Annotated in this window: 23 protein-coding genes, 1 tRNA gene and 1 rRNA gene; 21 read left to right on the forward strand and 4 right to left on the reverse strand. The window is 64.5% G+C overall.

All coding sequences use genetic code 11. The features are described 5' to 3' along the window. From rrf to der, 20 genes are all read left to right on the forward strand, one after another. Positions 1 to 115, forward strand: a 5S ribosomal RNA gene (rrf, locus tag GBB14_RS00005); the annotation flags it as partial. Between the two features lie 162 nt (positions 116 to 277). After that, positions 278 to 1,447, forward strand: a complete 1,170-nt coding sequence (locus GBB14_RS00010) for a M48 family metallopeptidase (RefSeq protein ID WP_151528848.1) — start codon at positions 278 to 280, stop codon at positions 1,445 to 1,447. A 116-nt stretch (positions 1,448 to 1,563) separates the two neighbouring features. Beyond that, positions 1,564 to 2,583 carry an HAD-IIA family hydrolase gene (locus tag GBB14_RS00015; RefSeq protein ID WP_151528847.1) on the forward strand — a complete coding sequence of 340 codons (1,020 nt, stop codon included), beginning with the start codon at positions 1,564 to 1,566 and terminating at the stop codon, positions 2,581 to 2,583. Between the two features lie 18 nt (positions 2,584 to 2,601). Further along, positions 2,602 to 2,790 (forward strand): hypothetical protein, encoded by a 189-nt coding sequence (locus GBB14_RS00020; RefSeq protein WP_151528846.1) that lies wholly within the window; start codon positions 2,602 to 2,604, stop codon positions 2,788 to 2,790. Beyond that, on the forward strand, positions 2,790 to 3,611 hold the full coding sequence (locus GBB14_RS00025) for a TlyA family RNA methyltransferase (protein ID WP_151528845.1): 822 nt from the start codon (positions 2,790 to 2,792) through the stop codon (positions 3,609 to 3,611). Before GBB14_RS00020 ends, GBB14_RS00025 begins: the two co-directional genes overlap by 1 nt. Next, entirely contained in the window at positions 3,608 to 4,591 is a 984-nt protein-coding gene (locus GBB14_RS00030) for an NAD kinase (protein ID WP_151528844.1), read from the forward strand. The genes GBB14_RS00025 and GBB14_RS00030 overlap by 4 nt, the downstream gene beginning before the upstream one ends. An 82-nt stretch (positions 4,592 to 4,673) precedes the next feature. Further along, the gene (gene recN / locus GBB14_RS00035) at positions 4,674 to 6,407 is read left to right on the forward strand and encodes a DNA repair protein RecN (RefSeq protein WP_151528843.1); all 1,734 of its coding nucleotides are present in this window, start codon (positions 4,674 to 4,676) and stop codon (positions 6,405 to 6,407) included. A gap of 75 nt (positions 6,408 to 6,482) precedes the next feature. Then, on the forward strand, positions 6,483 to 7,688 hold the full coding sequence (gene steA / locus GBB14_RS00040) for a putative cytokinetic ring protein SteA (protein ID WP_151528842.1): 1,206 nt from the start codon (positions 6,483 to 6,485) through the stop codon (positions 7,686 to 7,688). Beyond that, positions 7,689 to 8,717, forward strand: a complete 1,029-nt coding sequence (locus GBB14_RS00045; protein ID WP_151528841.1) for a copper transporter — start codon at positions 7,689 to 7,691, stop codon at positions 8,715 to 8,717. Positions 8,718 to 8,813: 96 nt separating this feature from the next. Then, on the forward strand, positions 8,814 to 9,461 hold the full coding sequence (locus tag GBB14_RS00050) for an NUDIX hydrolase (protein WP_151528840.1): 648 nt from the start codon (positions 8,814 to 8,816) through the stop codon (positions 9,459 to 9,461). 6 nt (positions 9,462 to 9,467) lie between these two features. Continuing rightward, on the forward strand, positions 9,468 to 10,379 hold the full coding sequence (xerD, locus tag GBB14_RS00055; RefSeq protein ID WP_151528839.1) for a site-specific tyrosine recombinase XerD: 912 nt from the start codon (positions 9,468 to 9,470) through the stop codon (positions 10,377 to 10,379). Between the two features lie 175 nt (positions 10,380 to 10,554). Then, on the forward strand, positions 10,555 to 11,427 hold the full coding sequence (locus GBB14_RS00060; protein WP_151528838.1) for a ParA family protein: 873 nt from the start codon (positions 10,555 to 10,557) through the stop codon (positions 11,425 to 11,427). A gap of 40 nt (positions 11,428 to 11,467) precedes the next feature. Further along, complete coding sequence (locus GBB14_RS00065; RefSeq protein ID WP_151528878.1) at positions 11,468 to 12,298, forward strand: ScpA family protein; 831 nt, start codon at positions 11,468 to 11,470, stop codon at positions 12,296 to 12,298. A gap of 82 nt (positions 12,299 to 12,380) precedes the next feature. Further along, positions 12,381 to 13,205 carry a sulfurtransferase gene (locus GBB14_RS00070; protein WP_151528837.1) on the forward strand — a complete coding sequence of 275 codons (825 nt, stop codon included), beginning with the start codon at positions 12,381 to 12,383 and terminating at the stop codon, positions 13,203 to 13,205. Positions 13,206 to 13,246: 41 nt separating this feature from the next. Beyond that, a complete protein-coding gene (gene scpB, locus GBB14_RS00075; RefSeq protein WP_151528877.1) occupies positions 13,247 to 13,777 on the forward strand; it encodes an SMC-Scp complex subunit ScpB in 531 nt (176 codons plus the stop codon). Positions 13,778 to 13,983: 206 nt separating this feature from the next. Then, positions 13,984 to 15,273 carry an adenosylmethionine--8-amino-7-oxononanoate transaminase gene (locus tag GBB14_RS00080; protein WP_255443835.1) on the forward strand — a complete coding sequence of 430 codons (1,290 nt, stop codon included), beginning with the start codon at positions 13,984 to 13,986 and terminating at the stop codon, positions 15,271 to 15,273. 110 nt (positions 15,274 to 15,383) lie between these two features. Further along, positions 15,384 to 16,070: a dethiobiotin synthase gene (gene bioD, locus GBB14_RS00085; protein ID WP_151528835.1), complete on the forward strand. Its 687-nt coding sequence runs from the start codon at positions 15,384 to 15,386 to the stop codon at positions 16,068 to 16,070. Positions 16,071 to 16,096: 26 nt separating this feature from the next. After that, positions 16,097 to 17,044 (forward strand): pseudouridine synthase, encoded by a 948-nt coding sequence (locus GBB14_RS00090; RefSeq protein WP_151528834.1) that lies wholly within the window; start codon positions 16,097 to 16,099, stop codon positions 17,042 to 17,044. A 22-nt stretch (positions 17,045 to 17,066) separates the two neighbouring features. After that, positions 17,067 to 17,852: a (d)CMP kinase gene (gene cmk / locus GBB14_RS00095; RefSeq protein ID WP_151528833.1), complete on the forward strand. Its 786-nt coding sequence runs from the start codon at positions 17,067 to 17,069 to the stop codon at positions 17,850 to 17,852. Further along, positions 17,849 to 19,528: a ribosome biogenesis GTPase Der gene (der, locus tag GBB14_RS00100; protein ID WP_151528832.1), complete on the forward strand. Its 1,680-nt coding sequence runs from the start codon at positions 17,849 to 17,851 to the stop codon at positions 19,526 to 19,528. Before cmk ends, der begins: the two co-directional genes overlap by 4 nt. 91 nt (positions 19,529 to 19,619) lie before the next feature. Here the strand turns inward: der and GBB14_RS00105 are convergent, their stop codons facing one another. The 4 genes from GBB14_RS00105 to GBB14_RS00120 form a co-directional block, all read right to left on the reverse strand. Next, entirely contained in the window at positions 19,620 to 20,471 is an 852-nt protein-coding gene (locus GBB14_RS00105) for a PASTA domain-containing protein (protein ID WP_151547685.1), read from the reverse strand. Positions 20,472 to 20,668: 197 nt separating this feature from the next. Beyond that, positions 20,669 to 20,742: transfer RNA gene (locus GBB14_RS00110), tRNA-Pro, on the reverse strand. A 77-nt stretch (positions 20,743 to 20,819) separates the two neighbouring features. Further along, positions 20,820 to 21,263, reverse strand: a complete 444-nt coding sequence (locus GBB14_RS00115; protein WP_151528830.1) for a YchJ family protein — start codon at positions 21,261 to 21,263, stop codon at positions 20,820 to 20,822. After that, the gene (locus tag GBB14_RS00120; RefSeq protein ID WP_151528829.1) at positions 21,256 to 22,458 is read right to left on the reverse strand and encodes an alpha/beta fold hydrolase; all 1,203 of its coding nucleotides are present in this window, start codon (positions 22,456 to 22,458) and stop codon (positions 21,256 to 21,258) included. Before GBB14_RS00120 ends, GBB14_RS00115 begins: the two co-directional genes overlap by 8 nt. Before the next feature lie 262 nt (positions 22,459 to 22,720). Here GBB14_RS00120 and secA2 point away from each other — a divergent pair, with 262 nt between their 5' ends. Continuing rightward, complete coding sequence (gene secA2 / locus GBB14_RS00125; RefSeq protein WP_192796231.1) at positions 22,721 to 25,036, forward strand: accessory Sec system translocase SecA2; 2,316 nt, start codon at positions 22,721 to 22,723, stop codon at positions 25,034 to 25,036. The last annotated feature ends 117 nt before the right edge of the window (positions 25,037 to 25,153 follow it).

Raw genomic sequence — 25,153 nt, forward strand, 5'->3', positions numbered from 1 at the left:
CGGTGGTTATAGCATCGGGGACACGCCCGGTCCCATTCCGAACCCGGAAGCTAAGCCCGACAGCGCTGATGGTACTGCACCCGGGAGGGTGTGGGAGAGTAAGTCACCGCCGACCTAAAACTTCACAGTGCAACATATATAAGGATGTGATAGGTAAGAACAGAGTATTCTCTGCTTACCTATCACATCCTTTTTTGCATGCCCGAACCAGAACTGCTCTAATCTAGAGCCCAAAGAGCACGACCACAGAGCCCAAGAAAGGGTGTCACAACCTCCCATGGCAGACAACGACGGACGCCACCGCGATAACTCCTCCCACTCCCCACGCCGCGAACACGGCCATAAGCACAGCGGCGGCGGCAACCGCGGATCCCAGGGACGCTCGCGGGGTGACCGCGAGCACCGCGGCTACAAAGATCGGGACGGTCGCCGCTGGGAGGAACGAGGAGATCGCCGCCAGCGCGACGACCGCCGTGATCGTCGTGACCACCGCGATCGCGATGACCGCGGCTACCGCGGCGGCGACAGGCGAGAGCGCTATGAGCGGGGCGATAACGAAGATCGCCGCCATAACGGACAGCGCCGCGATCGCGATGATCGCGGCTACCGCGGTGGTGAACGCCGCGGCGGCCAGGGCCGCGACTCTGATCGTCGCGATCGCCGCAACGACGGCCCGCGGGGTGGTTCTCGCGGCCACGCACAGCGCGGCGGCCGTAACCGCACTCCGGGCTATCGCAGCGGCGGAACCCGGGCTAACTTCCGCAATGAAAAAGAGCGCGCCCGCCAGAACGAGCCGTCCATTCCTGAAGATATTAACTGGAAGGACCTCGATCCCTCCGTCCGTCAGGATCTGCGGAGCCTGTCGAAGGACAACGCTGAACGCGTCGGCGCCCACATGGTTGCTGCCGCCGCCTTCATGGCCGAGGACCCCGCGAAGGCCCTCGCTCACGCCCGTGCCGCCAAGGACCGCGGCGGCCGCGTCGCTGTGGTGCGCGAAACCGCAGGTATCGCCGCCTATCACGCCGGCGAGTGGAAGGAAGCCCTCTCCGAGTTGCGCGCCGCGCGCCGCATGAGCGGTGGACCGGGGCTTCTCGCAGTGATGGCGGACTGCGAGCGCGGCCTCGGCCGCCCAGAAAAGGCAATCGAGATCGCCCGTGAAGAATCCACCTCCGGTATGAGCAAGGCCGACAAAGCCGAACTCGCGATCGTGATCGCCGGCGCCCGCCGCGATTTGCAGCAATTCGACGCCGCCGTGCTCGAGCTGGAACGCTTCGGACTGGAGGATATCGAGCCGGACTTGAGCGCCGCCCGCCTGCACTACGCCTATGCCGATGCCCTCATCGATGCCGGCCGCAGCAGCGAGGCAAAGAAGTGGTTTGAAAAGGCCATCTCCGAAGACCACGAGGAGCTTCTCGACGCCCGTGCCCGCCTCGCCGAGCTTGGCTAAACGAGGCCGCATACCCGAGATCCCCGCACCAGCCACCACCCGCCGCATCGCTGGTGGTGGCTGCGCTATGCAGGGGCTCTCGGTGCCACGCTGCGCGGTGGGTAGAATGATGTGCCATGTGCCTGAGCAAGAATTTTGACCTGCTGATCTTCGACCTCGATGGAACGGTCTACGCCGGCGGCGACCCTATCGAGCACGCCGTGGAATCCATCACAGCGGCAGATATGAACTGCCAATACGTGACCAATAATGCCTCTCGCACCCCCGAAGTTGTCGCCCAGCAGCTCAGCTCCCTCGGCTTAACGGTGAGCCCTGGCGATGTCCTCACCTCCGCCCAAGCCGCCGTGGCGATGCTCGCCCAGGAAATCGAGGCCGGGGCACGGGTGTATGTGCTCGGCGCGGACTCCTTCAAAGAACTCACCCGCGATGCTGGCTTCGAGGTTGTCGACTCCGCCGATGATCGCCCGGCCGCAGTGTTGCACGGCCACAGCCCCGCCACCGGGTGGGCGGAGCTCTCGGAGGCCGCCCTCGCCATTGGGCGCGGGGCACGCTATTTCGCCTCGAATCTCGATACCACCCTGCCCATGGAACGCGGCCTGCACGTGGGCAATGGCTCCATGGTGGCGGCCGTGGCCACGGCCACCGGCGTTACCCCGCAGTCCGCGGGCAAACCAGGGCCCACCATGTTCCTCGCGGCAGCGCACCGCGCCGGCGCCCGCCGCCCGCTGTCTATCGGCGATCGCCTGAACACCGATATCGCCGGAAGCGTGGCCGCAGGAATTCCGAGCCTGCATGTGCTCACCGGCGTCAGCGGCTGCTGGGATGTGCTCAACGCCCCCGTCGCAGAACGCGCCACCTATGTGGCCGCAGACTTAAGGGCGCTGGATCTTGCCGCCGACGCCGTGGACCCCTTCCACAGCGATAGCCACGGCAATTTCACCGCCACCTTTGATGCCACCCGCGGCGAGCTGAGTATCGGCGGCACGGCCATCGATGACGACGATGCCGCCTTCGAGGCTCTCCGCGCCGCACTCAGTGCCGTGTGGAGCGACAGCGCGGACGCTCATGAACTCACCGCCGCAGCGGTGCGCACCACCTCCGATGCGGCCGAGCGCGCCGTCGCCCAGTGGTGGTAGACCGTGGCGCCACAGTCCATGCCCACCCCCGGTGATCTCTATGCTGCCCAGAGCGGCAGAGGAGAGGGCGACGTCGATAAGCTCAAAGAAGAGGTGACTGCGCTCTTAGAGCAGCCGACCGCCGATGCGGCGGAGGAGGCGCGCGTGCTGGCGCAGGCCCATGAATTGGTGCATCAGGCTTTGGAAAGAAAAGTAGAAGGATCCTAGTGAGTGGACGCAGACGGCTCGATCAGGAGCTGGTGAAGCGCAAGATCGCCCGGTCGCGGGAACAAGCCCAGCAGATGATCCGCGAGAACAGAGTGATGGTGGCGGGCATGCTGGCCACCAAGCCCGCTACCCAAGTGACCGGGGATATCTCCATCAAGGTGCAGCAGGCCGACTCCGATCAGTGGGCCTCCCGCGGGGCACACAAGCTGCTCAGCGCGCTCGAGGCCTTCCGCGAGGAGGGCCTCAGCCTCACCGACAAGCAGATCATTGATGCCGGCGCCTCGACCGGAGGGTTCACCGATGTGTGCCTCCAGCAGGGGGCGGCGCAGGTCCACGCCGTGGATGTCGGCTATGGCCAGCTGGTGTGGCGGCTGCAAAACGATGCGCGGGTGCATGTGCTTGACCGCACCAATATTCGGCATCTCACCCCAGAGATGCTCGGCGGGCAGGCCGACATGATGGTGGGCGATCTTTCCTTCATCTCCTTAAAGCTGGTGCTGCCGGCTATCGTCTCCTGCCTGCGCGATGGGGCGGAACTGCTGCCTATGGTCAAGCCCCAATTCGAGGTGGGCAAAGATCGTATCGGCGCCGGTGGCGTGGTGCGCTCAGCGCAGCTGCGCGAGGAGGTGGTGCGCGATATCATCGACGCCGCCGCCAAGTTGGGGCTCAGTGTGCGCGGAGTTTTGGCCAGTGGCCTGCCCGGCCCCGCCGGCAACGTAGAGTATTTCCTGTGGTTGATCAAGGATGGCGGCGCGAGCCAGCCTGCCGCCGCACGCATTGACGCGATGGTTCATCGCGCCATCGAGGAGGGACCCCAATGAGCAACACGGCACCTGAGACCCCCGCGCACCCCGTCGCGGCCCAGGACGACACCACGCGTAGCGTTTTGCTGGTGCCACACACCGGACGCAGCTCGAATGTGGAGGCCGCCGCGCGCGCCGCAGAATTGCTTCTCGACGCCGGCATCGAGGTACGGGTATCTGTCGATCCGCAGGCAGCGCCCCTGGATAGCCACCCCATTTTTTCTCGGCTCAAGCAATTCGGCCACGATGTCTCGGCCACCGAGGGCGTGGAGATGGTGCTCGTGCTCGGCGGCGATGGCACCTTTCTCCGCGGCGCCGACCTCGCCTATTCCGCGGACCTGCCGGTGCTCGGCATCAACCTCGGCCATGTGGGCTTCCTCGCCGAATGGGACTCCGATTCGCTCGACCTAGCTATCGAGCGGGTGGTGGCCCGTGATTATGAGGTGGAAGACCGCATGACCATCGAAGCGGTGGTGCGGGGGCCGAATAATGAGGTGGCCGGTCGGAGCTGGGCGCTGAATGAAGTGAGCGTGGAAAGCCTTAACAGTCGGGGAGTGCTGGATGCGATCCTCGAAGTGGATGGCCGCCCCGTGAGCTCCTTCGGCTGCGATGGCGTGCTCGTGTCCACCCCCACCGGCTCTACCGCCTATGCCTTTTCTGCGGGAGGCCCAGTGCTGTGGCCGGAACTCGATGCAATCCTGGTGGTGCCCAATAACGCCCACGCGCTCTTCGCGAAACCGCTAGTGGTCAGCCCAGATTCGCAGGTGGCAGTGGAATCGGTGTCCACGACCTTCCCCGCCCAGGCAGTGATGGATGGTTTCCGCCAAGTGGCCATGCCGCCGGGGTCGCGCATCGAGATCAACAAGGCCGCCACTCCGGTGCGCTGGGTGCGGCTCGACCGCAAGCCCTTCGCCGATCGGCTCGTGACCAAATTCCGGCTTCCCGTGGAGGGCTGGCGCGGCCCCTCGGCCGCGAATAATCCGCACGCTACAGCGTGACGACGCCGTCTGCCTGCCAGCTGGTGCTCGCGGGCGCATCCTCAACGCACAGCTGCACCCCGCTTCCGCTACGCTTTAAGGCATGCTTGCTGAACTGGCGATCAACAACGTAGGCGTGATCCCCTCCGAGAGTGTCGAATTCTCGGGGGGATTAAGCGTGCTCACCGGCGAAACCGGCGCGGGTAAGACGATGGTGGTCTTTGGTCTGCGCATGCTTGCCGGCGATCGCGCCGACGCCTCCAGGGTGCGCAGTGGTGCCAGTGAAGCCGCCGTGGAGGGGCGTTTTTCCACCGCCGGTATGGCCAGCACCCAGTGCGCCACGGTGGAAGAGATCGTGAGCGAGGCAGGGGGAGCGCGCGATGAAAATGAGGAGTTCATCGCCACCCGCGTGATCAAGTCCACCGGTCGCTCGCGGGCGCATTTGGGCGGACGCTCGGTGCCGGCCGCGACCCTGAAACACTTCGCGGGGGAGATGCTGGCCATTCACGGCCAAAACGATCAGCTGCGCCTGGTCAGCCCCGAGCACCAGCGGGCCGCCTTGGATCGCAGCGATGAGGCCATCGCGCCCCTGCTCGCTACCTACACCGAGTGCTACACCACCTGGCGCACCCTGGCGCGCGATCTTGCCCAGCGCACCGCCTCACGCCGTGAGATGGCCCAGGAAGTGGATCGCCTGCAGTTCGCGATTAACGAGATCAACACAGTGGATCCCCAGCCCGGGGAAGATACCGAGCTGCAGGCCATGATCCGCCGGCTGCAGGACGTCGACACCCTGCGGGAGCAGGCGCAGAACGCCCTGGTTGCCCTCGACGGTATGGAGGCACTAGGCGATGGCGGCTTCGACGAGCAGGCCTCGGCCTCCGATCTGCTCGGGGAAGCCAGCGGCGCGCTCGCCGGATCCGAGGACCCGGATCTTTCCCAGCTGGCCGAGCGTCTTGAGGAGCTCACCAGTCAGCTGGGCGAGATCAGCGGCGAGCTCGGCATGTTTCTTTCCACCCTGCCCTCGGACCCGCAGGCGCTGGAGGAGTCCCTGCAGCGGCAGCAGGATCTGAAATCCCTCACCCGCAAATATGCCCCCGATATCGCCGGGGTGCTGGCGTGGAAAACCAAAGCTGAAGCCAAGTTGGCCAGCATCGATACCTCGCCGGAGGCGCTGGAAGAGCTGAAAAAGAAAGTCGCGCGCGCGGAGAAGAAACTCACCGCCGCCGCGAAGAAGCTCAGTGCCGCCCGTGCCCGCGCCGCCACCGCCTTGGAACAGGACGTGACCGCGGAGATCCGCGGACTCGCCATGCCCAAGGCGGAGTTTGTGGTCTCCCTCGAGGCGTGCGCACCGACACCCCACGGCGCAGAGACCGTGGAATTTCGTCTTGCCGCCCACCCCGGGGCCAGCCCTCAACCCATCGCGAACGCGGCATCCGGCGGTGAGCTCTCCCGTGTGATGCTCGCCCTCGAAGTGGTGGTGGCCCAATCTCAAAGTTCCACCACCTTAGTATTCGACGAGGTGGATGCCGGGGTAGGCGGGCGCGCCGCCGTGGAGATCGGGCGCCGGCTGGCGCGACTCGCCCAGCGCAATCAGGTGATTGTGGTGACGCACTTGCCGCAGGTGGCCGCCTATGCGGATCAACACCTGCACGTATCGAAGGACGTCTCCGATTCTTCTGTGACCTCGGCCGTGGAGGATCTCGCGGGGGAGCGCCGCGTCGAGGAGCTGGCGCGCATGTTGGCCGGATTGGATGACACCGAAACCGGTAAGGCCCACGCCACGGAACTACTCGCCACCGCGGCGCGGGACAAAGAGGGCTTTCTTCGCGGCTAAGAAAATATCGCAGCGGAGGGGATTTGTGCAGCGCGTCCGCGCGCCTCACCCACTTCAGCGCCGAGAACTTGCACAATGGCGGGCATGAGTCTGTTCTCGAAGAGCGATGACCTCCCAGGTGTGCACGCCACTGCCCGCGACTGCACGGCACGGGGTCGCGGATGGAAGAAACTATCGGAAGGCGATATTGCCGTCGTCGACGCCCCGGATATCACCCGTGCGCAGGCGCAACGGCTTATCGACGCCCGCCCGGCGGCCGTGGTAAATATCGCCCAGTTCTCCACCGGCGCTATGCCTAACTTTGGGCCGCAGCTAATGGCGGACGAGGGCATTATGCTGGTCGAAGCACTCGGCGCCGAGGCGTGGTCGACGCTGAAGAACGGCAAAAAAGCTCGTCTCACCGAGGAGGGCGAGTTCTTCCACGGCAGCAGCCTTATCGGCTCCGGCGACGTGCTCACCGCAGAAGAAGCATTGAGCCGCTTCGGTGAAGCGCAGCAGACCTTGGTGGATAATATGGAAGCCTATTTTGGCAATACCACCGAGTTCATTCGCTCCGAGTCGCCGCTGCTCATCGATGGTATCGGCATCCCCGATATCGATTCCGATCTCAAAGACCGCAAGGTTGTGGTGCTCAGCCCAGGGCGAGGCCATCGCGAAGAGCTGAAGCGCCTGCGCAACTTCATTCGGGAATACAGCCCCGTGCTCATCGGCGTTAATGCTGCCGCGGATACTCTCGTCGAGGATGGCTATACCCCCGATATCATCGTCGGTAACCCCACCACGATCGGCGCGGACGCGCTCCGCTCTGGGGCGCTGGTGATTCTGCCGGCCGACCCCGATGGCTATGCCGCCGGGTTGGAGCGCATCCAGGACCTCGGGGTGGGCGCGATGACCTTCCCAGCAGCTACCGAGTCCGCGACGGATCTCGCGCTGCTGCTCGCCGATTATCACGGCGCCTCGCTGATCGTGAACGTCGGCGCCGTCTTCGACTTACAGCACATGTTCGCCAACGCCGAGACAGCCACCCCCTCGGGCCTGCTCACCCGCGCCAAGGTGGGCAATAAGCTCGTCGATGGCCACGCTGTGGCCGATCTCTACACCGTGCGTTCCAGTGCCTCGCTCGGATGGATGTGGGCATTGCTCGGCATCCTTGTTGCTCTCGCCGTCATCGTGGTTATTGCCGGCACTAGCGGCGATGCTAGTTTCACCCAGAACCTCGTGGACACCTGGAATAGCTTCGCTCTCGCTGTGCAGGACCTTGTGAAGGGATGGTTTAACTAGATGGGTACAACATCCGGATCAGCCTCCATTGCCATTGCTGGCGCCGCCTTTGGCGTGGCAGCTGGCGTTCTTTTTGGCACTTATGCCCTGGCTCCGAACTTGCCGGGAGACAGCGTCGGCATGCTAAAGAGCGAGAGCTCTAAGAAGCTCGAGGCGCTCGAATCTCAGTCCGAGATCGCCGCCGCCCAGGCGGATGCGGCGGACTCCGTGGCCCGCAATGTCGCCGAGGCCGTGGTCCAGGGCACCCTCAACGACACCCCCGTGCTGGTGCTGCGTACCCACGACACGGTGGGTGAAGACTTCGATGTAATCAACGATCTCTTGACCAAGGCCGGTGCCAGCAGCGCCGGCTCCATCACGCTCGACGAGACCTTCTTCAGCCCCGCTGGCGCGGACAAGCTGAAGTCGATCGTCACCGCCACCTTGCCGGCAGGGGCCCAGCTCTCCGAGGAGCGCCTCGACTCCGGCTATCACGCCGGCGAGGCCCTCGCCCAGGCGCTGCTCCGCAAGCCCGATAGTGAGGAAGGTCGGGCCTCGGACGCGGATCGCGATGCCCTGCTCGGCGCGCTGAAGGAGGCCGGCTACCTCGACTATGAAGAGGGAAGTCTCTCCCCGGCCGCGGCCGTGGTGATCCTCAGCGGCGATTATGAGAACACCGGCGATAGTGACAACGCGGGTGACGTGGCCAAGACCGCGAAGAATCTCGCTGATTTTGCGGAGGCCATGGATGGCCGCGATAGCCCCACCGTGTTGGCCGGGCGCTACTCCGCGGCGGCCGAGAATGGCCCCTTGGGCATCGTGCGTGCCAATCCCGAGGCCGCGGAGGGCGTGAGCACCGTGGATTCCATCAACCGCGCCTATGCCCGCATGAGCGTGGTGCTGGCGGTGAAGCAGCAACTTGACGGCGGCAGCGGCGCCTATGGTGCCGCCCCGAACGCCGAGGCTGCACATCCGCCGAGCAGCAATACACCCGTCGATGACGAGGTTGTCGACGCCACCGGCGACGCCGCCGAGGACAGCGCCGAATAGGCCCGTTCGCGGCAGAATTGAGAACTGGCGGGCTGATGCGTAGTAGCATTCAGCCCGCCACACGTATTTGGCCCCCACCCAGAAAGAACCCTCACCATGAGCCACGAATTCACCGTCGAAGATTCCGAGATTCTCAACGAGTCGCCCATTCTGGCGCTGCGTCGCGACACGGTCACGATGCCTGGAGGCAGCTCGGCGAAGCGGGAGATCATCGAGCACTTCGGTGCTGTGGCGGTGGTGGCGCAGCGCGACTCCGGCGAGATCGCGATGGTGCGCCAGTACCGTCATTCGGTGCAGCAGCGGCTGTGGGAGCTGCCGGCCGGGCTGCTCGATATGGCCGAGGAGCCGGCCCTGCGCTGCGCCCAGCGGGAACTCCAGGAGGAGGCGGGCTTGAGCGCCGCGCGCTGGCATCTGCTGTGCGACGTTGTCTCCTCGCCGGGCTTTTGCGAAGAGGCTATTCGCATCTTCTTGGCGCGCGATCTCACAGAGGTGCCGCGGCCGGATGCGGTGGATGAGGAAGCAGATATGACCCTCGAGTGGGTGCCAGTGGAGAAGGCCGCCGCTGCGGTGCTGCGCGGGGAGATCGTTAATTCCATCGCCATTTCCGGAATTATGGCTGCCTACTACGCAGCAGAGCATGAGGGCGTGCTGCGTAGCGTGGATACCCCCTTTGAGCTGCGCCCGACCCGCTTGGCGGCCCGGCGCGCTGCGCAGTGGGGCGATGGAGACCTGAAGCGGGTGTAGCTGGTTGTGACTCCCGATTCTCTGGCCGAGCGTTGGCTCGTGCACCTGCGTGTGGAGCGGGGTCTCAGCGCCAATACGCTCTCGAACTATCACCGCGATGTCCAGCGTTATCTTTCCTGGCTGGACGTGCAGGGGGTGCGGGATCTCGCCGCCGTGGATGCCGGCATGGTGGAAACATTCTTAAGCGATATTCGCCGCGGCGGATTGTCGGTGCGCTCGGCGGCGCGGGCGCTCTCGGTGGTGCGTGGGATGCACGCCTTCGCCTTCGAGGAAAACGCGGTGGCGGCGAATGTGGCTAAGGAGGTCACGCCGCCGAGCCCACCGCAGCACCTGCCGGATACGCTCAGCGTGGCGCAGGTAACGGCCATGCTCGATGCGGTGCCGCAGGGGGAGCACGCCTCGGCGGTGGATCTGCGCGATCTGGCGGTGCTCGAGCTGCTCTATGGCACCGGCGCGCGTATTTCTGAGGTGGTGTCTTTGCGTGTCGACGACGTCTCGGGGATCGACGAAGGTGCACTCCTGCTCAAAGGCAAAGGGGATAAACACCGCGTCGTTCCCGTCGGCGGTGCGGCCCATAGGGCAGTGGATGCCTATATGGTGCGGGCGCGGCCGGCGTTGAACACCAAGGGCGATCATCACCTCTTTCTCAACCTGCGGGGCGGGCCCTTATCGCGGCAGTCCGCGTGGGCTCTGGTGAAGCGGGCTGCGGCGCGGGCCGGTATCACGGAGTCGATCTCACCCCACACCCTGCGGCATAGCTATGCCACCCACTTGATCGAGGGCGGTGCTGATGTGCGCGTGGTGCAAGAGCTGCTGGGGCACTCGTCTGCGACGACCACGCAGATTTATACTCATATTTCGGCGGATGCTCTGCGCGAGTCCTGGGCGGCGGCACATCCCCGCGCGAGGGAAAAGTAAAGCATAAAACCTTGACTTAAGGGTGCTGTGCAACGCGCCGTCGATAAGCGTAGGGTGAAGCGCTGCCGCCCGTGTAATCTATGGGTAAAGAACACTGATGTGATTCGAGTGATCTCGCGCGTGTGGGGCGCGCCGCGAACCGGCGGGCGAGATAGTCAAGGAAGAAGGGTTGATCGTGGGAGAGCAGGGATTGTTCGACAAGCCAGAGGACGAGTACGGCTTGACGGGCCGGCCCCTGCGCACGCTGCCCGAACCGGCGCCGGTGGATCGTCATGGTCCGGCGCACATCATTTCGATGGTGAACCAGAAGGGCGGAGTGGGCAAGACCACCTCCACGATTAACCTCGGCGCCTGCCTCGCGGAGCTGGGGCGCAAGGTGCTGCTGGTGGATCTCGATCCGCAGGGCGCGCTGACCGCAGGGCTGGGTATCGCTCATGATGAGCTGGATCTGACTATTTATGACGTCATGCTGGACTCCCGCTCGTCGATCCTGAACGCGATCCATAGCACCGCCATGCCCGGGCTGGATCTGGTGCCCGCCAATATCGATCTCTCGGCGGCCGAAATTCAGCTGGTGAATGAGGTGGGGCGCGAGCACACCTTGGGTCGCGCGCTGCGCCCGGTGCGCAAGGATTATGACTTCATCATTCTGGACTGCCAGCCGTCCTTGGGCTTGCTCACGGTGAACGCTTTGGCGGCCTCGCATGGGGTGATCATTCCCATGGAATGCGAGTACTTCTCGCTGCGCGGGCTGGCGCTGCTCACGGACACCGTGGAGAAGGTGCGCGACCGCTTGAACTTCGATTTGGAGATCACCGGCATTTTGGTGACCATGTTCGACCGTCGTACCTCGCATGCTCGCGAGGTGATGTCCCGGGTGATCGAGGTATTCGAGGATCAAGTCTTTGACACCGTGATCACCCGCACGGTGCGTTTCCCCGAAACCTCGGTGGCGGGCGAGCCCATCATTATGTGGGCACCCAGCTCCCAAGGCTCGCAGCAATATCGTGAGCTGGCGAAGGAAGTCATTGAGCGCAGCGAAATCTAGCGCCGCCGGCTCCACTTCCCGTGCCGCAGGCGGGGCGACCCTGCGGCAATCCCAGGAGGCGATCGCGGCGTCCTCGCAGCCGGAGATTCCCGGCTTTCAGCTCAGCCTGCACAATTTCACCGGGCCTTTCGATCTGCTGCTGCATCTGATCAATCGCCGGACTCTCGAGATCACCGAGATCGCCCTCAGTGAGGTCACGGACGAATTCATCTCCTACACCAAGCAGCTCGGAGAGATGCACGACCGGCTCGATGAAACCACCGAGTTTGTGCTCATCGCCTCCACCTTGCTGAGCTTGAAGGCCGCGCGCTTGCTGCCCCAATCAGGAGACGAGGACATCGAGGACGCCGAGGTTCTCGAGATGCGCGATCTGCTCTTTGCTCGCCTGCTGCAATACCGCGCCTATAAGAAGGTGGCCGATCTTTTTGCCGAGTGGCAGCGCAGCGCCCAGCGTCGCTATCCCCGGGCCGTGGCCTTAGAGGAGCGCTTCGCCGAGCTGCTGCCGCCGGTGCACCTGGGCATGGACGCCCAGGGTTTCGCGCAGCTCGCCGCGGGCGTTTTTCGCCCCCGCCCGCCCGAGGAGGTTTCGACCTCGCATCTGCACTTCCAGCCGGTATCCGTGCCGGAGCAGGCCGGTAAACTGCTGGGCCTGCTGAAATTCATGGGCGCATCCCAATGGGCCAGCTTTGCCGCGCTCACCAAAGACTGCGGAGTGAGTATGGAGATCGTCGGCCGTTTCCTTGCCCTCCTGGAGCTCTATAAGGCCCATGCGGTGCAGGTGGAGCAAGAAGAAGCGCTGGGAGAGTTGCGGGTGGCGTGGACCGGCAAGGATGTGGACCCTGCCGTGGTGGCCTCCGCCAACTGGTCCTAATCCCGCCCCAGCGCGCCTGCGGTTATGCCGCGGGGGCACTCGCCGGCACCGGTGTCCGCTGTGATGCCTATAGTTGGGTGACATGAACGCAGTAGTATCTCCGACGTGGTTGGCCGAGCGCCTGAATGAGAATCTAGAGAGCATCGTGGTGCTTCTCGCAGCGATGGGACGCCCGCGCGATAGCTATACCGTGATTCCTGGCTCTAAGCTGGCCGATATTGAGACCGAGTTTTCTGATACCAGTGATCCGCGGCCGCATACCGCCCCCGCCGATCTGGTGCGCGTCTTCGCCCAAGCTGGGGTGCGCGCCGATACCACGGTGGTGGTCTATGACCGGCACGGCATCATGGTGGCCCCGCGTATCTGGTGGCTGGCCCGCCAGGCAGGCATCGACAATGTGAAGGTTCTCGATGGCGGTCTGCCGGCATGGACTGCCGCTGGATTCAGCACCGAGGAGATCTCGCGCGAGCAGGCGCTGGAGTGGACCAGTGCCGAGGCGGCTGAGCTCGACACCACCGAGCGGAACCTGCTCGTGGACATGGACGAGGTGGAGGCCGCTCTCGCCGCCGGCCGGCCTGTGTTCGATGCCCGCAGCGCCGGTCGCTTCGACGGCACCGAGCCCGAACCACGGGAGGGGCTGGCCTCTGGCCACATGCCAGGATCTATCAATATTCCCTTTAGCTCGCTTCTCGACGACAACCAGCAGCTGCGCGACGCCGCGGTGCTCAAGGAGCGCTTCGGTGAGCCTGCCGCCGATGAGGAGCTCATCATGAGCTGCGGCTCGGGTGTGACTGCCTGTGTGCTGGCGCTGGCCGCCACCGAGGCGGGCGCGGAGAATGTCAAGGTCTATGACGGTTCCTGGTCGGAGTGGGGGAATCCCGCCAATAACAAGCCGGTAGCGCCCTAGTGACAGAGCAGGACACCACCCACCCGGCACCCGTTAGCGGGATGCGGGCGCGTCTCGAGGCCATCGTGTTGGTGATCGATGCGCCCGTGTCCACGGCGCAGCTCGCCCGCGTGCTGGAGACCACCCCAGCGCTGGTGGAGCAGGAGCTGCGCGCCATGGCCGCCGAATTCGATGCCCGCGGCAGCGGCTTCGATCTGCGCGAAACTGAGGACGGCTGGCGGCTCTATACCCGATCCGAGTACGCCGATAGCGTGGAGCGCTTCGTGCTCGATGGGGAGAAAACGAAGCTCACCCGCGCCGCCTTGGAGACGTTGGCTGTGGTGGCCTATCGCCAGCCGGTGACCCGCGCCCAGGTGGCTGGGGTGCGCGGGGTGAACGTGGACGGAGTGATGCGCACCTTGGCGCAGCGGGGCTTAATCCGCGAGGTCGATCCGCCCGAGCCGAGCACGGGCGCGCACCGCTATGAGACCACGCAGCTCTTCCTCGAGACTCTCGGAATCGAGGACCTCGGGGCCTTGCCCTCCTTGGCGCCGCTGCTTCCGGACGTGGAATCGATCGAGGAACAGTTCTGAGAAGAGAAACCTAAACGCCGTTCAAATGCGGTGTAATGGGCGGAATTAAACAACGTCCAAGTGCTGCTGGGAAAGCCCGCCGGTAATGGCCAAACTCCATGGTGAAGGGGTGTAGCCTAAAGGGCGTGGTTCACCAGTTGCATAACACCAGCGTCCCATCCGCAGCCCCGGATACTACGCATCAGCCCGCCGCGGCACAGAGTCGACTGCGTAGTAGCACGGATCTTCTCGACTTCGATCGCCGCCACGTGTGGCATCCCTATGGCCCCATGCCCGCGGCCATGCAGAGCCGACTCGTCAGCGCCGCAGAGGGCGTTTACCTCGAGTTCGATGGTGGCAGTCGAGTGATTGACGGCATGAGTTCCTGGTGGGCGGCCTGCCATGGGCACCGCCACCCAGCCTTAGTGGCCGCCGCCCAACGGCAGATCGACACTATGCCGCATGTGATGTTCGGCGGTCTCACGCACGCCCCGGCAATCGAGCTCGCCGAGCAGCTCGTGGATCTCACTCCGGCGGGTCTCGACAAGGTGTTTTTCGCGGATTCCGGCTCAGTATCGGTGGAGGTCGCGATCAAAATGGCGCTGCAGTATCAGCGCGGTCAGGGCCACCCCGAGCGCACCGGTTTGCTCACTTGGCGCTCCGGCTATCACGGCGACACCTTCGGCGCGATGAGCGTGTGCGATCCCGAGGGCGGGATGCATTCGCTGTGGCAGGGCGTGCTTGCTACCCAGCGCTTCGCGCCCCCGCCGCCGGTGCGCGGTTGCGATCCGGCCGAGAGCGAACGCTATCTGCGCCAGATGGAGGAGCATATCGACGCAACCACGGCGGCGATCATCATCGAGCCCGTGGTACAAGGCGCCGGCGGCATGCGCTTTCATGATCCCGCCCTGGTGGCTGGAACCCGCCGGCTGTGTGATCGCCATGATCTGGTGCTCATCGCCGATGAGATCGCCACCGGCTTTGGCCGTACCGGCGAGCTATTCGCCACCAGTGGCGCCGGTATCACGCCCGATATTATGTGCGTGGGCAAGGCCCTGAGCGGCGGGTTTATGACGCTCGCTGCCGCTCTGACCACCGCGGAGGTGGCGGAGGCTATTTCCAGTCCTGCTGGCGGCGGCGCCCTCATGCACGGCCCCACCTTCATGGGCAACCCGCTGGCCTGCGCCGTGGCCGGGGCCAGCGTTGAGCTGATCGCCTCGGGCTATTGGCGAGAGAGCGTGCCGCGGATCGAAGCTGAACTCACGGCGGGTCTCGAGGGGCTCGCCGATCAACCCGGCGTGGCGGATGTGCGGGTGCTCGGCGCTATTGCCGTGGTGGAAATGGAGAAGGCAGTAGACATGGAGGCCACCACCACCGCCGCTCTAGCAGAGGGCGTGTGGCTGCGGCCCTTCGGCCGGCTCATCTATGCCATGCCGCCGTTTATTTCCAGCAGCGAGCACATCGCCAGCATCACTCGGGCGCTGCGTAGCGCGGCCGCAGCGGCACTGCAGAACTAACTCTGCCCGCGTCGCCTCAGCCGCCAACTCAGCCGCGCGCCAGCACCTCGGAGCATTGTATTCACTCTTGCGGCACGCCGTGCCGCACGTCCGCGAAGGAGTCGCCCACCATGGCCATTGTTGTGATCACCGGAACCAATACTGATGTGGGAAAAACCTATGCCACCGCTGCGCTCGCGGCCGTCGCCAGCGATATGGGCCTAGAAGTCACCGTGGTGAAACCCGCCCAGACTGGGGAACCGGAGGGGCAGGGGGATCTCGCCACCGTGCAGGCACTCTGCCCAGCGGTGGAGCGGGTGGTGGGATATGCCCGCTATCCCGAGCCGCTTGCCCCCAATATCTCAGCCCGGCGCGCCGGTATGGAACAGCTGGAGCTGGAACCCACCGTGCAGCAGATCGCGGAACTCGATGGCCCGGGCCGGTTGGTGCTCGTCGAAGGCGCCGGCGGGCTGCTGGTGCGGATTGCCGACGAGTGGACCATTGCCGATGTGGCCGCCCGCCTGGAGGCGCCGCTCGTGGTGGTCACCTCGGTGGGGTTGGGCTCGCTCAACCTCGCAGAGCTCAGTGTGGAAGCGGCCCGGGCCCGCGGAATCACGGTGGCGGGATTGATCGGCGGCAATGTGCCGCCGGAGCCAGATCTCGCGACCCGGCTCAATCTTGAGGAATTTAGTGTGGTCACGTCCACGCCCTATGTGGCGAGTGTGCCGCAGGGGCAGGCACGGCTGGCCGATGAGACTGCCGCGCGCGCTCTGATAGCTACTCTGACCGGCTGCGGTGATACACTGGGCGGTCGATAATTGCACCGCAAGTTTTAGGAGCATACATGACATCTTCCGCTCGCCGAGATGGCACACCGGACAACAAGGGCTTCCGCTCGCGTTCGTCTCGTAGTGCCGAGTCGGCTCAACCGAATTCCACCGAGCAGCCCGAACAGCGCGCCCAGCGCGGCAGCTCCATCTACGTCTCGCAGGCGAAGCCGGCGCGACACCAGCACGTCAGTCCCGAGGACATTACCGCTAACCCCTCCCACGACAAGGGCGAGGGCGTGCGTTTGCAAAAGGTGCTTGCCCAGGCCGGCGTGGCCTCGCGGCGCATGTCCGAGCGTCTCATTGATGAGGGGCGCGTCGAGGTCAATGGCCGTATCATCACCACCCAGGGCGTACGCATCGATCCGAATAACTCGGTGGTGCGCGTCGATGGGGTGCGCGTGCGCATCGATGAGAACCTGCAGTACTTCGTACTCAATAAGCCCCGCGGCATGCAGTCCACCATGAGCGATGACATGGGTCGGCCCTGCGTGGGCGATATCGTGGGGGAGAAACTCTCCGCCGGACAGCGGCTCTTCCATGTCGGTCGCCTCGACGCCGATACCGAGGGTCTGCTGCTGCTGACCAACGACGGCGAGCTGGCGAACCGGCTCATGCACCCGCGCTATGAGGTATCGAAGACCTATGTGGCCAATGTGCTCGGCGAGGCGGACCGGAAGCTCATCCGGCAGCTGCGCGAGGGCATCGAGCTCGAGGATGGCATCGCGAAGGCAGACAAGGTGAGCATCATTGATGCCAACCAAGGTCGCTCCCTGGTGCGCCTGGACCTGCACGAGGGCCGCAAGCACATTGTGCGCCGCATGCTCAAAGAGGCCGGCTATCCCGTCCAGCGACTGGTGCGCACCAAGCTGCACACCGTACAGCTGGGCGAGCAGACTCCGGGCTCGCTGCGGGCGTTGAACGACTCCGAGCTGCGCAGCCTCTACAAGGCTGTGGAGCTCTAGATCAAGGGGCGTGTGATCAACTATGAAATGCAGCATTGCTAATAAGCCCGCAGGCGGCTTGATCGTGGCCATCGATGGCCCCTCTGGCACCGGCAAATCCAGCGCCTCCCGCGCCCTGGCCACCCGGCTGTGCGCCAAGTATCTCGATACCGGCGCGATGTATCGCGTCGCCACCTTGCACGTATTGCGGCGCTCCATCAAACCCGAGGACACCGCCGCCGTCGTTGAGGCGACTGTGCATCTGCCGCTGGCAGTCAATGACGATCCTGAGTCCACCGAGGTGCTGCTCAATGGCAAGGACGTGTCGCAAGAGATCCGTGGGCCCGAGGTGACCAAGGCTGTCTCCGCGGTGTCCGCGATCCCGCAGGTACGCGAGAACCTCGTGCGCCTGCAGCGCACCTTGGCCGCCTCCGCAGGGCGCTGCGTAGTAGAAGGCCGCGATATCGGTACCGTGGTGCTTCCCGACGCCCCCGTGAAGGCCTATTTGACCGCCAGCCCCGAGGTGCGTGCCGAAAGGCGCCATAAGCAAAACCGCAAGGAGGGCCGCGGTGGCTATTTCGAGGACGTGCTGGCCGATGTGAAACGCCGCGACCAGGCCGATTCTTCTCGCGCCGCCTCGCCGCTGAAGCCGGCCGAGGACGCGCACATCATCGACACCTCGGATATGAGCTTCGAGGAGGTCCTCGACACCCTGATGGCCTTGGTCGAAGACTCCGCCATCGCCACTGACACCGACTCTGCGTCTGCGGGCACGGAGACGGCGTCGACAAGCACCACAGATACCACCACCGAGAGGAGGCGATCATGAGCACCACTCACAGCGCTGGAGACAGCGAGAACCGCGAGGATCTCGATCGCGACACCGAGTTCGTCTACGCCGTAGCTGATGGCGGCGAACTGCCCGCCGATGAGGCCTTCACCGAAGAGGATGTGCTCGCCCCAGGCGAGGGCTATGGCGCCTCCGACTTTGATGAGGACGATTTCGACGAAGCCGACTTTGGCGAGGTCTACTACGCATCAGGCTATGGCACCGAGGATCTTGAGGACCTCGAGGTCGAGGGGCCCGTGGATGAAAACGACCCCCGCTTTGGCCCTGATGGCCCCCGCACCGAGGAAGAGTGGGCGGAGCTCGAGGCCGCGTTGGGGATCACCTCCCCAGAGATCGTGGAAGAACAGCTCTGTACCGTGGCGATCGTGGGCCGGCCCAATGTGGGCAAGTCCACGCTGACGAACCGTTTTTTGGGTCGCCGCGCCGCCGTGGTGGAGGACTTTCCTGGTGTGACCCGCGATCGCGTGAGCTATCTCGCGGAATGGAATGGTCGCCGCTACTGGGTGCAAGATACCGGCGGCTGGGACCCCGACGCCAAGGGCATGCATGCCGCCATCGCCCGCCAGGCAGAAAACGCCATGGCCGAGGCCGACATCATCCTGTTCGTGGTCGATACCACGGTGGGTATCACCGATGCGGACGCGGTGATGGCCCGCAAGCTGCACCGCGCCGACGTGCCGGTGCTGGTGGTGGCCAATAAGTTTGAATCGGATGGCCAATACGCCGAAATGGCGGAGTTCTATGCGCTCGGCCTCGGGGATCCCTACCCGGTATCCGCTCTGCATGGTCGCGGCGGCGCCGATGTGCTCGACGAGGTCGTGCGGCTATTCCCCGACACGCCCAAGGCGGCCTCTATCACCTCCGGCCCGCGTCGCGTGGCGCTGGTGGGCAAGCCGAATGTGGGGAAATCCTCGCTGCTGAACAAGCTCACCGGCGAGGACCGCGCGGTGGTGGACAATGTTGCGGGCACCACTGTGGACCCGGTGGATTCCTTGGTGCAGCTGGATAACCAGTTGTGGAAGTTCGTGGATACCGCGGGTTTGCGCAAGAAGGTCAAGCATGCCCGCGGCCACGAGTTCTACGCCTCCTTGCGCACCAAAAACGCCATCGACTCCGCCGAGGTGTGCGTGCTCTTGGTCGATTCCTCGCAGCCGATCACGGAGCAGGATCAGCGCGTGCTCGGCATGGTGATCGAATCCGGTAAAGCCCTGGTGATCGCCTATAACAAGTGGGATCTAATGGACGAGGACCAGCGCGATCTGCTGGAGCGGGATATCGAGGAGAAACTCGCGCATGTGCCGTGGGCGCGGCGCGTGAACATCTCCGCGAAAACGGGGCGTGCCCTGCAGAAGATCGAGCCCATGCTCATCGAGGCGCTGGAGAGCTGGGACACGCGTATTTCTACAGGCAAGCTCAATAACTGGGTGCGAGAAACCATTGCCCAGAACCCGCCGCCGATGAAGGCTGGCCGGTTGCCGCGCGTGCTCTTCGCCACCCAGGCCTCCACCCGGCCGCCCGTGATCGTGCTATTTACCACCGGCTTCCTCGATGCCGGCTATCGCCGCTACCTAGAGCGCAAGTTCCGCGAGTCCTTCGGTTTCGAGGGCTCGCCGGTGCGCATCGCCGTGCGCGTGCGCGAAAAGCGGAAGCGCTAATACGCTCCTAGCACGCTTATCGACGCAACAATGCCCCTCAACCTCTGATGGTTGAGGGGCATTGTTGTCTGCTGCTGCGAACGAGCAGGAGCTACTCGATGACCAAGGTAATCGGTGTGGCCTTATCCGTCTCGGTGGCGACGGGCGGATCCACCCGAGTGACCGTGCCGGTGAGCAGATCCGTGCCGCTGATCTCGGCGCCGTTGGCATCGACGGTGCGGACATCGGAGAAGCCGCGCGCCTTGAGCTGAGCCACAGCCACCACGCCGTTATCGTCGAGAACATCCGGAATTTCGGCGGCGGGGGCCTGCACCTCAGAGGTGAGCGATTCGACGGATTCGCGTAGGCGGTTAGTTTCTTCCTCTAGGCGCTGCTGCACCTCGGGATCCTCGGTGGGGGCGGGGGCCTCCGGTTCGACGGTCTCGGTGACGGTCTCTGGCGGCGGCGGGGTAGTGGACTCGGTTGCGGAGTCCTTATCGCCGCCGAAGGCAAACATGCCCAACACCACGGCCAGCACGACTAGGGCGAGCACCGCGATCACCCACGGCAAGGAGGAGGACTTTTTCTCCTCCTGCGGCGGCACATAATTCGGCGGAGGATAGGCGGCTGCCTGCGGCTGGGCTGGGGGTTGTCCCTGCGGCTGGCCCTGGGAATAGCCAGGCTCCTCCTCCAGCGGTGCGTAGTACTGGCGCGGGCGCTCCCCAGCAGGCTGCTGCTGGCCGTCCTGCGGGCCGAGATATTGTGTCTGCTCGGTGCGCGGCGGCTCATCCGGCGCGCCACGATACTCGCTCGTGGCGAAGTCCTCGGCATCGTCGTAGTGGCCATAGGAATCCCCGCGCCCCTGGGGCGAGGTGTCGCGCGGAATGAAGCGAGTAGGCTCGTCGTCGTAGTCCTTCCACGAGTCCCGGTGGCGATCGTCGGTCATCATCAGTCCTTTCCGCACGCGCCGCGGCTCTATCGGCGGCACATCGCTGTCATTAGGCTCGAGGCCATCGTCTCAAGGGTAGTGGGATACGCCAATATCTACCAAGCACCTGCCCGCCGCGAAGAGCGCTGCATGCCCTGCGGGCACAGTTGGCGGGGTGGTGGCAAGGAAAAAACCGCAGACCGGACGATGTCCGGCCTGCGGCCTCTGAAGAGTCGGACTGACAGGATTTGAACCTGCGACCCCTACACCCCCAGTGTAGTGCGCTACCAAGCTGCGCCACAGTCCGATGTTGTACACCCGCGCCACGGGGGCGGCGTGTTCCAACAGCGAGTAGATTACAGCAGTGTTGGCCGGAGAGTCCAATCAGCAGGTCAGAGGCATTCTCTTGGTGTAGAACCAGAGCCCAGCGCGGCGGCGGAACAGAGACCGTTCCCGTTGAATAAAGGGGCCGTTCGGGCCGCGATGATAGGCGGCAAAACTGACCGTTCCTACGTCGTCCATGGGGCCGCCCTGGGTGGTTTCGAGAATGTCGAGCCGGTAGAGCTTCACCGATTCACCATTAAGCGATAAACGCGCCGGTGTATCCTCTGGTGCCCAGGTGGCGAGTAGATAGTCGCCGTGGCCCACAGCGAAGGCGGTGTAGCGGGCGCGCATGGTGGCCTCGGCCGTGGGGGCCGGCGGCGCACAGGTGACATCCCAGGAGCAGTTAATTCCGTGGTAGATACCGCAGCACTCGCCGTAGCTCTGCCCAGAGCAGCAGGGGCAGCGGTCATCCACATCGAGGATGCGACCCGGCGTGTTAGTCATCGATATCCTCGATCCGGACATGGGAAAGCATGGCGGCGACAGGGGAGTTGTCGCGCGCGGCGAGCAGCTCCGCGCGCTGCTCATCGCTGAGATTGCCGATCAGGGAGATATTGCGGCGCAGCACCGGCTGGTCGGAGTCGGCGCCGACCACCGTGGTCACGGAGACCCGGACGTCCTCCAGCTCGCGAATGCGCGACTCGCGGGCGGCAGCGCGGATTTCCTCGGAGGTGGCCGCGGCGAGCGCAGCAATGAGCAAGGAGCTGGGCGCGATACCGAGGTTTTTGCCGCCGAGTTCCTTTTCGCGGTCGGTGGTGAAGCTGCGTGAGCCGGTGTGGACCAAGTCTGTGAATGCGCCGGCGGGAATGGACTGCGCTTGGGCCACGCCCTCGGGCAAGACATCCTCGGCTTCGGAGTCGGCCGTCGATTGCAGATAGGGGCTTACCCACGTGGCGATGAGGTGCGCGGCGCGCTGCGCGGCCCCAGGGCGGGTGGCCAAGTGATCGACCTTATCCAACGCCACCAGTGACTTCGGGTAGCGGGCGCAGAGGAAGATCTTCTGGGCATTATCAATGCCCACCGTCTGGTCCACGGGGGAGTGCAGCAACAGCAGGGGCACCTTGAGCCGGTGCAGGTAGCTTTCCGGATTGACTTCGGCGAGATCCTCGAGGAATTCGCGGGAAATGGTGATATCGCGTCCGCCGAGCTTCAGCGTCACTGCGCCATGCTCATCCACATCGCCGATGCGGTCGGCGAAGTGCAGCACGGCGTGCGCGGGGTCGAAGGGGGCGCCAATAGTGGCTACCGCGCGGATTCCGCGCATGCGCTCGATCGTGCTGGCGGATACAGCCCGCAGTGCGGCCGCCCCGCCGAGGGAGTGCCCCACCAGTAATTGCGGCGCCTCGTAGTTGCTCTCGAGCCACTCATAGGCGGCGCGGATATCGGCGACATTCGAGCTAAACGAGGTGCGGGAAAACTCGCCCTCCGATTGTCCCAAGCCGGGGAAATCGAAGCGCAGGCAGGCGATGCCCTCATCGGCGAGCGTCTTGGACACGCGAGAGGCCGCCGGGGTGAAGCGGGAGCCAGTGAAGCAGTGGACAAACATCGCGAAGGCTCTGGGAGTTCCATCGGGAAGGTCGAGGGTTCCTGCCATGAGCGAGCCGGTGGAGGACGGTAGTTTCACTGAGACTGAGTGCATGCTGCCCAGTTTAATCAGTGTTCGCCGCGGCTTCACCGGCGCCTCAGCGCCTCTCTATAAAGGCCTTCCGAGCTGGGCGTTTAGGCAAACAATGGGCGGCTGGGTGGTGCCGGATCCCTCGGAGAGGTGGGATGAGTGCGTGTGGGAGGCTGCCGAGAGTGTCTGGGGCGAGCGCTAAGCTGGAACACCGATAGCACGCGATGACTTCTGGGGTGGGCCCACGCCCGATCTGGGAGCTGTTCGAGGAGGATGGCCAAAAACTGTGGCTGGCATGAAGTGGTTTTGGAAGGCGCTCGGAGCGAAGGAGACCAAGCACGAGAAGAAGAGCTTGGGTATAGCCGAGCAGGCGCAGCAAATTCTGCGCAGCGAGGGCTCCGCTCTTGGCGGCGACCATGCCGCAGCAGTGGCGGCTGAGTGTTTATCCGGCAGCCCCCGTGCCGCGGGCACCACGATCAGCGATATGCCACGGCTTCTCGCCGCCATCGGTGCCTGCAGTGCTGCTGCCCATGACGAGGAGCCGTTTATCTCGCAGTACCAGGCCGCGCAGCGGCTGCTGGCCGGCGATGTGATCCAGATGGCCACCGGTGAGGGAAAGACGCTGGCGGGGGCCATGGCGGCGGTGGGCTTTGCCCTGCAGGGCCAGCGGGTGCACGTGATCACGGTCAATGACTATCTTGCGCAGCGCGATGCCACCCGGATGGAGAGCGTGTTCCGCCCCTTTGGGGTGAGCGTGTCCTTCATTTCGGAGAAAATGACGGCGGCGCAGCGTCGTCACGCCTATGCCGCGGACGTGGTGTACAGCTCGGTCAATGAGATCGGATTCGATGTCTTGCGGGATCAGCTCATCACCCGCGCCGAGGATGCGGTGCAATCGGGTGCGGATGTGGCGATCGTCGACGAGGCCGATTCGGTGCTGGTGGATCAAGCTCTGGTGCCGCTGGTGCTGGCGGGCACGGATCAGTCCACGGCGCCGACCGGGCGGATCACCGAAATCGTGCGTCGGCTCAAAGAGGGCGAACACTTCGATGTCGATGATGAGCGGCGCAATGTATTTCTCAATGACGCTGGCGCGCACTATGTGGAGGAGGTCCTGGGCATTGACACCCTCTACGACGAGGAGCACATCGGCACTACCTTGGTGCACGTCAATCTCGCGCTGCACGCCCAAGCACTGCTGATTCGGGATGTGCACTATATCGTACGCGAGGGCAAGGTGTCGCTTATCGACGCCTCCCGCGGGCGCGTCGCCGATCTGCAACGATGGCCCGACGGGCTGCAAGCCGCAGTGGAGGCAAAGGAAGGCCTGGTTGTCTCTGATGGCGGGCGCATCCTCGACACCATTACGCTGCAGGCGCTGATGAAGCGCTATCCGCTGGTCTGCGGCATGACCGGCACCGCGGTAGAGGCCACCAATCAGCTGCGCCAATTCTATGACCTGCGGGTATCGGTGATCGAGCGGGATACGCCGCTGCAGCGCTTCGATGAACAAGACCGCATCTATGCCACCATCGCCGAGAAGAACAAGGCAATTGTGGAGGAGATCGACAAGCTGCATCGCCGGAACCAGCCGGTGCTGGTGGGCACCCACGACGTGGCCGAATCCGAGGAGCTGGCCGCAGCCCTCGCAGAGCGCGATATCCCGGTCAGCGTGCTCAATGCGAAAAACGATGCCGAGGAGGCCACCATCGTCGCTGAGGCCGGCGATCTCGGGCGGGTGACGGTCTCCACCCAGATGGCCGGCCGCGGCACCGATATCCGGCTCGGCGGCGCCGATGAGGCCGATCACGACGCCGTGGTGGAGCGCGGTGGACTGGCCGTGATCGGTACCGCGCGGCATCGCACCGCTCGGCTCGATAATCAGCTGCGCGGGCGCGCCGGACGCCAGGGCGATCCCGGTAGCTCGGTGTTTTTTGTCGCCCTCGACGATGATGTGGTGCATGCCGGCGGCGGGGGCACGCAGATCCACGCCCGCCCAGATGCTGCCGGGGCTATCGATTCGAAGAAGGTGCGCGACTTTATCGAGCACTGCCAGCGCGTCACCGAAGGCCAGCTGCTGGAGATCCACGCCCAGACCTGGAAATACAACAAGCTGCTGGCAGATCAGCGCGTGATCATCGATGAGCGGCGCCAGCGCCTGCTGCATTCCGAGCAGGCACTCGAGGAGTTCCGCCAGCGCAGCCCCCAGCGCACCGCTGAGCTGGAGGAGACAGTCGAGCACGAGACGCTGGTGCAGGCTGCCCGCGAGATCATGCTCTATCACTTGGACTATGGCTGGAGTGAGCATCTCGCGCTTCTCGACGACGTCCGCGAGTCCATTCACCTGCGGGCGATTGCGAAAGAAACGCCCATCGACGAGTTCCACCGCATTGCTGTCTCCGAGTTCAAACAGCTCGTGCAGCAGGCCGTGGATGATGCCGTGCAGAGCTTCGAGGATGTGCTGATCGATAACGAGGGCGCGCACCTCGGCGATGAGGGGCTCGTGCGCCCCTCGGCCACATGGACCTACATGGTCAATGACAACCCCTTGTCTGGCAGCAGTAACTCGGTGATGGGCGGGATATCAGGAATGTTCCGATAACTCCCCTCATCACCGGCGTGTGATGAAGCTCATAGGCTATACCGGCCGTGGGGGAGGCTGCCCAGCGCGCTAAGGTTTTGTTACGCAATCGTAACGGGCTCAGGCACTGGGCTTAAA

The organism is Corynebacterium sp. 51B (assembly GCF_008930785.1).
In the GTDB taxonomy this organism is placed as follows: domain Bacteria; phylum Actinomycetota; class Actinomycetes; order Mycobacteriales; family Mycobacteriaceae; genus Corynebacterium; species Corynebacterium megadyptis.

Excerpts from the sequence above, each read along its gene's own strand:
- GBB14_RS00010 (WP_151528848.1), top strand. The coding sequence starts at position 278 with ATGGCAGACAACGACGGACGCCACCGCGATAACTCCTCCCACTCCCCA.
- GBB14_RS00015 (WP_151528847.1), top strand. The coding sequence starts at position 1,564 with ATGTGCCTGAGCAAGAATTTTGACCTGCTGATCTTCGACCTCGATGGA.
- GBB14_RS00020 (WP_151528846.1), top strand. The coding sequence starts at position 2,602 with ATGCCCACCCCCGGTGATCTCTATGCTGCCCAGAGCGGCAGAGGAGAG.
- GBB14_RS00030 (WP_151528844.1), top strand. The coding sequence starts at position 3,608 with ATGAGCAACACGGCACCTGAGACCCCCGCGCACCCCGTCGCGGCCCAG.
- recN (WP_151528843.1), top strand. The coding sequence starts at position 4,674 with ATGCTTGCTGAACTGGCGATCAACAACGTAGGCGTGATCCCCTCCGAG.
- steA (WP_151528842.1), top strand. The coding sequence starts at position 6,483 with ATGGCGGGCATGAGTCTGTTCTCGAAGAGCGATGACCTCCCAGGTGTG.
- GBB14_RS00045 (WP_151528841.1), top strand. The coding sequence starts at position 7,689 with ATGGGTACAACATCCGGATCAGCCTCCATTGCCATTGCTGGCGCCGCC.
- GBB14_RS00050 (WP_151528840.1), top strand. The coding sequence starts at position 8,814 with ATGAGCCACGAATTCACCGTCGAAGATTCCGAGATTCTCAACGAGTCG.
- GBB14_RS00070 (WP_151528837.1), top strand. The coding sequence starts at position 12,381 with ATGAACGCAGTAGTATCTCCGACGTGGTTGGCCGAGCGCCTGAATGAG.
- scpB (WP_151528877.1), top strand. The coding sequence starts at position 13,247 with ATGCGGGCGCGTCTCGAGGCCATCGTGTTGGTGATCGATGCGCCCGTG.
- bioD (WP_151528835.1), top strand. The coding sequence starts at position 15,384 with ATGGCCATTGTTGTGATCACCGGAACCAATACTGATGTGGGAAAAACC.
- GBB14_RS00090 (WP_151528834.1), top strand. The coding sequence starts at position 16,097 with ATGACATCTTCCGCTCGCCGAGATGGCACACCGGACAACAAGGGCTTC.
- cmk (WP_151528833.1), top strand. The coding sequence starts at position 17,067 with ATGAAATGCAGCATTGCTAATAAGCCCGCAGGCGGCTTGATCGTGGCC.
- der (WP_151528832.1), top strand. The coding sequence starts at position 17,849 with ATGAGCACCACTCACAGCGCTGGAGACAGCGAGAACCGCGAGGATCTC.
- GBB14_RS00115 (WP_151528830.1), bottom strand. The coding sequence starts at position 21,263 with ATGACTAACACGCCGGGTCGCATCCTCGATGTGGATGACCGCTGCCCC.
- GBB14_RS00120 (WP_151528829.1), bottom strand. The coding sequence starts at position 22,458 with ATGCACTCAGTCTCAGTGAAACTACCGTCCTCCACCGGCTCGCTCATG.